Here is a 6,932-nt window from a genome sequence, read left to right on the forward strand (position 1 = left end):
TGCGAGCGATGTTTTTAATCCCATACGGACGAATAACCCGAATAAGGGCTTCGCTCTTTTCTGCATTTCCCGTCATTTGAACGGTGATAGAGCTTGGAGCCACATCGACCACGGTCGCACGGAAAGGTTGAATAATGGCCAAGATTTCTGCTCGCTTCTCAGCAGGTGCAGAAACTTTTACCAGGATCACTTCGCGCTCCAAGTGTGGTTTATCTGTGATATCACGAATGCGAATCACATCAATCTGGCGGTTGAGTTGTTTGATGATTTGCTCTACTTCATCATGCGAAGCAACATCAATGATAATGGTAATCCGCGATACATTAGGGTTTTCTGTTGCGCCAACAGAGATACTTTCGATATTGACCTGACGTCTCGACAAGACTCCTGTAAAGCGGTTCAGAACACCTGAGCGGTTTTGAAGTTTGGCTGTTAACATTCTACGCATTAAACTTCACCCCCAACATCTCATGATTACTCTTACCAGCTGGTACCATCGGTAAGACATGCTCTTTCCGAGAAATGTCTACTTCGATGAACATTGGTACATCTTCTGTGATGACTTCCAAATCCTTCTCTAGGGTTTCAGGATTATCAAATTTATAATTCTTGATCCCGTAAGCTTGCGCCATCAATTGGAAATCTGGAAGGCTATCAAAGACTGACTCTGATGTCCGACCATCATAGAAGGCTTCTTGCCATTGGCGGACCATCCCAAGCGAGTGGTTGTTGAGCATAACAACCTTGATCGGAACCTTATAAATATTTAAGATCGCCAATTCTTGGTTGGTCATTTGGAAACCACCATCTCCGACAAAGAGAACAACTTCTTTATCTGGATTGGCAATTTTCGCTCCGATAGCTGCAGGAACACCGAATCCCATCGTTCCTAGTCCACCAGATGTTACCAATTGGCGCTCATTTTGGTAAGGATAGTATTGAGCTGCCCACATTTGGTGTTGTCCAACGTCTGTGACGACAATAGCGTCCCCCTTGGTCAACTCTCCAATGCGTTCAATCACAGCTTGTGGTTGCACAACCCGTTCCTTCTTATCGTAAGAACGAACCCGGTTCTTATCTTGGGTCACCTTTTCGATCCACTTTTCAGTGTTGTTATGAACCGTTGGCTCTGCTAGCAACTGTTGCAAGGCTTTCTTTGCATCGCCAACCACAGGAATGTCGATAGCAATGATCTTCCCAATCTCTGCAGGATCAATGTCGATATGGGCAACCTTAGCATTTTTAGCGAAAGTCTTTGGATTCCCTGTCAAACGGTCGTCAAATCGACAACCAACACTGATCATGAAATCCGTCTCTGTCATAGCGATATTGGCCGCGAAGGATCCATGCATTCCTCCCATCCCTAGGAAAAGAGGATGACTGGTTGCAATCGTTCCTTGACCTAACAGACTGGTCACTACTGGAATCTGATAGCGCTCTGCTAGAGCAATCAACTCTTTTGCAGCTCCAGCGTAACTCACTCCACCACCAGCAAGAAGAACTGGTTTTTTAGCCTTACTCAATTGCTTCAAAATCTTTTTGATCTGCAATTCATTAGGTTCAATGGTTGGCTGGTAGCTTGGAAGCTTCACACTTGGTTCATAGATGAAATCTGTCTCTAAAGCAGACACATCCTTTGGAAGGTCAATTACCACCGGACCAGGACGGCCGGTCGTCGCAATATGGACAGCTTCGGTGATAATTCGCGGAATATCTGCCGTCTCACGTACTTGATAGTTGTACTTGGTGATGGGCATGGTAATTCCCACAATATCCGCTTCTTGGAAAGCGTCTTTCCCGATCCCCGCACGATTGACTTGACCAGTGAAGACTAGTAGGGGAACACTATCGCTCATGGCATCTGCAATCCCTGTAATGGCATTGGTCGCCCCCGGTCCACTAGTGACGACTGCGACACCCAGCTTTCCAGTTGATTTAGCGTAGCCTTCAGCCTCATGCAAGCATCCTTGTTCATGACGACCCAAGATATGCTGGATACCCTCAAAGCTATAGATGGCATCGTATAAAGGCAAAACCGCTCCACCAGGATAACCAAAAATCGTGTCAATGCCCAAATCACGCAGGGTTTCAAGAACGAGCTCTGAACCGGTTTTTGCAGTTTCTAAGGTAATTTTCTCCATGTCTCTCCTTTCCAGTACTTTGTATATCAAATTAGCATGCTACTATCATACCATTTTTAGAAAATATTTCAAGGAAAAATAGTAAATTTTCTGAATTTTCTATTCAAATCCGAATAATGAGAGTTTTTCTAAAAATGCTACGTCTATCAGAAAAAAAAGTCTCTAGGAAATCCTAGAAACTTTTCTTCCTTATAACCAACCCTTTTCTTGGGCGATCTTTGCCGCCTCGGTCCGGTTTTCCGCATCCAACTTGGTCAGAATGGCTGACATATAATTGCGGATGGTTCCGTTTGAGAGGAATAAGCGATCAGCAATTTCTTGGTTAGAAGCCCCTTTCGCGACTTCTTTTAAAACTGCCTTTTCTTGAGGGCTTAGAGGATTGGGATGGGTTAAAATCCCTTCCATTAATTCAGGAGAATATTCTTTTTGCCCTGCTAATACTGCATGAAGAGTCGCCATCAAATCCGTAATGCGGCGTTCTTTTAAGACATAGGCATCGACTCCAGCCTTGAGGGCCCGCTCGAAATAGCCCGGTCGCTTAAAGGTGGTAACGATGACGACCTTGAGCTGGGGTTGTTGACGTTTAGCCCATTCCAACACTTCTAACCCAGTTTTAATGGGCATTTCGATATCTAAAATCGCAATATCGACTGGATGTGTTTCGAGTAAGCGAATGGCCTCTTGCCCATCGCCTGCCTGCAAGACATCTTCCACATCCTCTTGCAGGAGCAAGAGCTGGCAGAGAGCATCGCGCAACATACTTTGGTCTTCAGCAACTAATAAGCGCATCTTATTTCCTTTCTTGATAGGGGATCCGTATTTCTATCCGGGTCGGCTTGTGTTGATGACTGATCTCCAGCTCTCCTCCCAACAAGGCAATCCTTTCGCGAATCGAGTGCAGATCTTCGTCAGAGACTTTGTCAAAGCCGATGCCATTATCCTCTGCGACCATTTCCACACCTGTCTCGGTGGAGCGATAAGAGAGAAGAGCTTGCGTCGCTTTAGCGTGTTTGATCATATTGGTAGCTAATTCCAGAGACACCATGGCCAGAGCAGACTCTAAAATTGGCGAGATACTAGCTGTATCAAGCTCGTTTTGAATCTCCACTTTGATTTGAGCCACTTCGAGCATTTGCTTGACGGTTTCTAGCTCTCTTGCCAGGGTTCGCTGCTTCAAGTTCTCGACAATCTCTCGGACTTGGTGCATGGACTCTTGACTGATGGCTTGAATCTCTTGCACCTGTTCCTGGGCCTTCTCAACCTGACCCAATGCCAAGAATTGATCAGCTAGGTCTGCCTTGACACTCAGCATGGCAAAGGTGTGTCCCAGGCTGTCATGCAGATCACGGCCAATCCGATGGCGCTCGTTTTCTGCCAGCAAAAGATTGATTTGGGCATTTTGCTTGGCATGCTCAGCTTTCAATTCTTCCATCATCTCAGCCCGGGCCATACTATAGGTCATAATCGCGATGAACAAACAAATAATCAGTACAAAAAGCCAATCATTTTCTCTCATCTCCCTATTAAATAACAGGGCTCCAAAAAGGATCAGTAGTGATCCAACAGCCGTCCAAAGAAAGGGCGAGCGAAAATCGCGAATCCCTAAACGATAGAGCAAAATATTGCTCAGATAATAGTAAAACCAACAAAAGCTAGTTCCAACAAAAAAGGTATTTCCTGCAATATAAAGTAGAAGATAAATCCAAAAAAGCCAGGTCAGTTTCTTATTTTCAGTAATGAGGATTCCTAGATAGCTTATCATAAAGAAGATGGCTAAAAAGAAATGCCACCAGGGAATCTGCCCTAAGAAAATAGAAGCAAAGGGAAAGGCCATAAAAATTAAGCCTACGTAAAACACATGGTGAATATGTTTGAGTTTTTCAATCATGAACGAACCTCAGAATGACGACGATAGATGATAACAAGGGCAAACAAGACCAGGATAAACAAGGTTAAATAGACACTCGCAAAGACATTAACCTGTCCCTTATTTAAAAAGGTCTTGATCAGTTCCATCAATTGATAGGTTGGTAGGCATTTGCCAATGGCTTGCATCCATTCTGGAAAGAGACTAATGGGCATCCATAGTCCACCCATGACAGCCAGTCCCATGTAAAGGAGATTGCCCGCGACCGACATCAATTGACTAGAAGGAAGCAAGGTCAAGACCAGACCAATCGCTACAAAAGCTAGACTTCCTAAGATGAGAAGGAAGGCTCCTAAGACCCAATCCTGCAGGGGCATATTCACATGCCGCACCACATGTCCCACGGTAAAGACAACTACAATCGATAGGAGAAAATCGACAAAGAGACCCACAACCTTTATTAGATAATATTCTACCATAGATACGGGGGTATGGCGCAAGACTTTTTGCCAATTATTGAGTCGATCGGTCTCAAGAACCGTTGGAAAAGAAAATAGAGCCGTAGACATCATGGAAAAAGCCGTCATGGACAAAAGATAATCCCTCATGAAATCCCCTGGTGTATCCTGGTACATACCTGAAAAGAAGAGATAAAAGGCCGTGGGCATCCCAATTGATAACAAGTAATAAATGGCTTGGCGACTGGTCAAATGCCACTCAACCACGCCGAGAGCTTTCATGCGTTTCATCTTCTCTACCTACTTCCTTTGTATTTTCAAAAATAGAATCCAATAAACTTCGATTGGTTACTTCGATTTCTTGGATCGAACATCCTTCTTCTTGCAATCGCCTCCACAAACGATTGGCATCGCGTGTCACAACCTGAAGGGCATCGGGTTTAACAACCACTTCACCAACGCCTTCCATCTCTGCCACTAGAGCTTGATAGCGCAAAGGCAATGTGAAATGTTTTTCTACCTCTTCGCTTCTCATAGCTAGTGGCGTCGTATCCCGAAGCAAATGTCCCTGATGCAAGACCAAAATTCGATCGGCCGTGTGCTCTACTTCCTCGATGTAATGCGAAGAATAGACAATGGTTACACCTTCTTCCTTTAAATGCCCAACAATCTCCCAGAAGCGTTGGCGAGTGGACGTATCCATTCCCGCAGTTGGCTCATCTAAGAAAAGTAAGTTAGGACGACCAATCAAGGTTAGAACAAAGGATAAGAGGCGCTTTTGACCACCAGACAACTTACTAGCCAATTGCTTCTTTTGTTCCAAGCTAAAACGTAATAAATCATCGATTTCTTCCCCTGTTAAGGGTTTAGGATAAATAGAGCGAAAGAAGTTGATCAGTTCCTGTACAGTTAACTTTTGAACGATGGCATTCTCTTGAGGGAGATAGGATACACTAGCCTTTAACTGAGGATGACCAGGTGCCTTCCCCTCTACTTCAACGATCCCAGAAGTCACCTTCATATCTCCTAGAAGGCAGTTCATCAAGGTTGTTTTCCCAGCTCCGTTTGGGCCAATCAAGGCCAGACAATCCCCCCGTTCAACCACAAAAGAAAGATCTTCTAAAATTACTTTTCCTTTGATACTTTTTTTCAAGTTCTCTACTCTAATGACACTCATGATACTCTCCTTTCAAGCAGGCTTGGCTAGCAGGAATGATGACAAAAACAACCAAGGTCACTCCCAAAACCGTTTGGAAACACCAGCTAGCAAAATGGGCAGAAAACCAGCCCGTCATCATCTCTGTTATCCACAAAACCAGGCACAAAGCAAAAACCAATCCAATTTCTAGTTTTTTCATTGCTCCATTTCCTTTTTTACCGCCTTGACCATTTTCAAAACTTCCTGTACCACCCAGCTCATCATGCCAAGCCCAGCAAATAATTCCCAAGGAAAATGGTAATAGAGGCTATCATCCTTTGAAAAGACCAAATAGACGACCATTCCAACCACTGTTAACGTAAATACTTTATAGATCCATTGTTTCATTTTCAACCCTCTTACTTTCTAACTTTATTATATGAAAAGGAAGAAGAGGCAACTAGATGATTTTGTCACTCGCTTACATGACAAAAGTCACTAAAAAAAGCCAAGTGACTTCACTCGACTTTTTCTATTCTTCTTACTGACCTTCTTCGATTTTCATACCGTGTAATTTCAAAGCTTTGATCAAAGCATCAGCCTTCATATTTTTCAAATCATTGAGACCAGCATCTTTGAAGTAAGAAATTTCTTCTAGAGACTTGGCATCAATTTGGTTGAGGTCAATCACACTGGTTGAGAGCAATTTCTTTTCTGGGGTGACTGTGTATTCCAAACTAAAACCGGGAACAGTTTTTAGCTTCTTATAGTCTTCATTTTGCTCCAGCAAAGCTTGAATAGCTGCTGTGAGCTCTTCAGGTGATTTTTCTGCAGAAATTGTACTAAGTTGTTGGGGCAAATCAGCTGTCACTTCGATACGAAGACTTTCAACCTTATCCCCTTTAGATTGGATAACATCCCGATGTTTAGCACCATTGATATTCCCAACTAATACTGTTGTTTTTTCTTCAGTTTTTGTTTCTTTTTTAACAGAGGAACTGCTAGATGAGCTAGCGGTTGTAGTTTTCTTCGTTTGGGATTGCGAACAACCAGTCAATACCAAAATGGCTAGCCCAAGGGTTACAAAAAATTTCTTCATTTTTATAACTCTCCTTTCACATACTGATACCAGTATAACATATCGCGTCTTTCTTGTCTAAAAACTCCACCACTCAAACCATTTCCCAGCCATTTCAAGCTCTTTATTTGGAAATAAAACCTTCGTTGAGACTATTTGATACTCCCTATTCTTGTCCTAGTAAATACTCGCTTCGCTTTCAAAGTACAAAATCTAATAAGCTTCTTGGAAATACTATCTAGTTTTTCTT

9 protein-coding genes are annotated in these 6,932 nt (G+C 43.2%); all 9 read right to left on the minus strand.

Annotated elements, in window-relative coordinates; genetic code table 11:
* Window positions 1-448, minus strand: a 448-nt coding sequence (gene ilvN / locus SPADD19_RS06910) for an acetolactate synthase small subunit (RefSeq protein ID WP_061455609.1), incomplete at its 3' end; no start/stop codon positions are given.
* A complete protein-coding gene (locus SPADD19_RS06915; protein WP_049483534.1) occupies window positions 441-2,141 on the minus strand; it encodes an acetolactate synthase large subunit in 1,701 nt (566 codons plus the stop codon). The genes SPADD19_RS06915 and ilvN, both read right to left, overlap by 8 nt.
* A 189-nt stretch (window positions 2,142-2,330) precedes the next feature.
* The gene (locus tag SPADD19_RS06920) at window positions 2,331-2,930 is read right to left on the minus strand and encodes a response regulator transcription factor (RefSeq protein ID WP_061455610.1); all 600 of its coding nucleotides are present in this window, start codon (window positions 2,928-2,930) and stop codon (window positions 2,331-2,333) included.
* A gap of 1 nt (window position 2,931) precedes the next feature.
* Window positions 2,932-4,029 carry a sensor histidine kinase gene (locus tag SPADD19_RS06925; RefSeq protein WP_061455611.1) on the minus strand — a complete coding sequence of 366 codons (1,098 nt, stop codon included), beginning with the start codon at window positions 4,027-4,029 and terminating at the stop codon, window positions 2,932-2,934.
* Window positions 4,026-4,757 carry an ABC transporter permease gene (locus tag SPADD19_RS06930; RefSeq protein ID WP_061455612.1) on the minus strand — a complete coding sequence of 244 codons (732 nt, stop codon included), beginning with the start codon at window positions 4,755-4,757 and terminating at the stop codon, window positions 4,026-4,028. The genes SPADD19_RS06925 and SPADD19_RS06930 overlap by 4 nt, the downstream gene beginning before the upstream one ends.
* Window positions 4,726-5,643, minus strand: a complete 918-nt coding sequence (locus tag SPADD19_RS06935) for an ABC transporter ATP-binding protein (protein ID WP_061455613.1) — start codon at window positions 5,641-5,643, stop codon at window positions 4,726-4,728. Before SPADD19_RS06935 ends, SPADD19_RS06930 begins: the two co-directional genes overlap by 32 nt.
* Window positions 5,630-5,824, minus strand: coding sequence for a hypothetical protein (locus tag SPADD19_RS06940; RefSeq protein WP_049518146.1), 195 nt, complete (start codon window positions 5,822-5,824; stop codon window positions 5,630-5,632). The genes SPADD19_RS06935 and SPADD19_RS06940 overlap by 14 nt, the downstream gene beginning before the upstream one ends.
* Window positions 5,821-6,012 (minus strand): hypothetical protein, encoded by a 192-nt coding sequence (locus tag SPADD19_RS06945; RefSeq protein ID WP_003015470.1) that lies wholly within the window; start codon window positions 6,010-6,012, stop codon window positions 5,821-5,823. Before SPADD19_RS06945 ends, SPADD19_RS06940 begins: the two co-directional genes overlap by 4 nt.
* Before the next feature lie 133 nt (window positions 6,013-6,145).
* A complete protein-coding gene (locus tag SPADD19_RS06950) occupies window positions 6,146-6,703 on the minus strand; it encodes an SP0191 family lipoprotein (RefSeq protein WP_049488686.1) in 558 nt (185 codons plus the stop codon).
* Between the last annotated feature and the right edge of the window lie 229 nt (window positions 6,704-6,932).

This window comes from Streptococcus parasanguinis, from assembly GCF_001578955.1.
In the GTDB taxonomy this organism is placed as follows: domain Bacteria; phylum Bacillota; class Bacilli; order Lactobacillales; family Streptococcaceae; genus Streptococcus; species Streptococcus parasanguinis_U.

Bases quoted from the DNA above. Each gene is read 5' to 3' on its own strand.
- SPADD19_RS06915 (WP_049483534.1), bottom strand. From the start codon at position 2,141: ATGGAGAAAATTACCTTAGAAACTGCAAAAACCGGTTCAGAGCTCGTT.
- SPADD19_RS06920 (WP_061455610.1), bottom strand. From the start codon at position 2,930: ATGCGCTTATTAGTTGCTGAAGACCAAAGTATGTTGCGCGATGCTCTC.
- SPADD19_RS06925 (WP_061455611.1), bottom strand. From the start codon at position 4,029: ATGATTGAAAAACTCAAACATATTCACCATGTGTTTTACGTAGGCTTA.
- SPADD19_RS06930 (WP_061455612.1), bottom strand. From the start codon at position 4,757: ATGAAACGCATGAAAGCTCTCGGCGTGGTTGAGTGGCATTTGACCAGT.
- SPADD19_RS06935 (WP_061455613.1), bottom strand. From the start codon at position 5,643: ATGAGTGTCATTAGAGTAGAGAACTTGAAAAAAAGTATCAAAGGAAAA.
- SPADD19_RS06940 (WP_049518146.1), bottom strand. From the start codon at position 5,824: ATGAAAAAACTAGAAATTGGATTGGTTTTTGCTTTGTGCCTGGTTTTG.
- SPADD19_RS06945 (WP_003015470.1), bottom strand. From the start codon at position 6,012: ATGAAACAATGGATCTATAAAGTATTTACGTTAACAGTGGTTGGAATG.
- SPADD19_RS06950 (WP_049488686.1), bottom strand. From the start codon at position 6,703: ATGAAGAAATTTTTTGTAACCCTTGGGCTAGCCATTTTGGTATTGACT.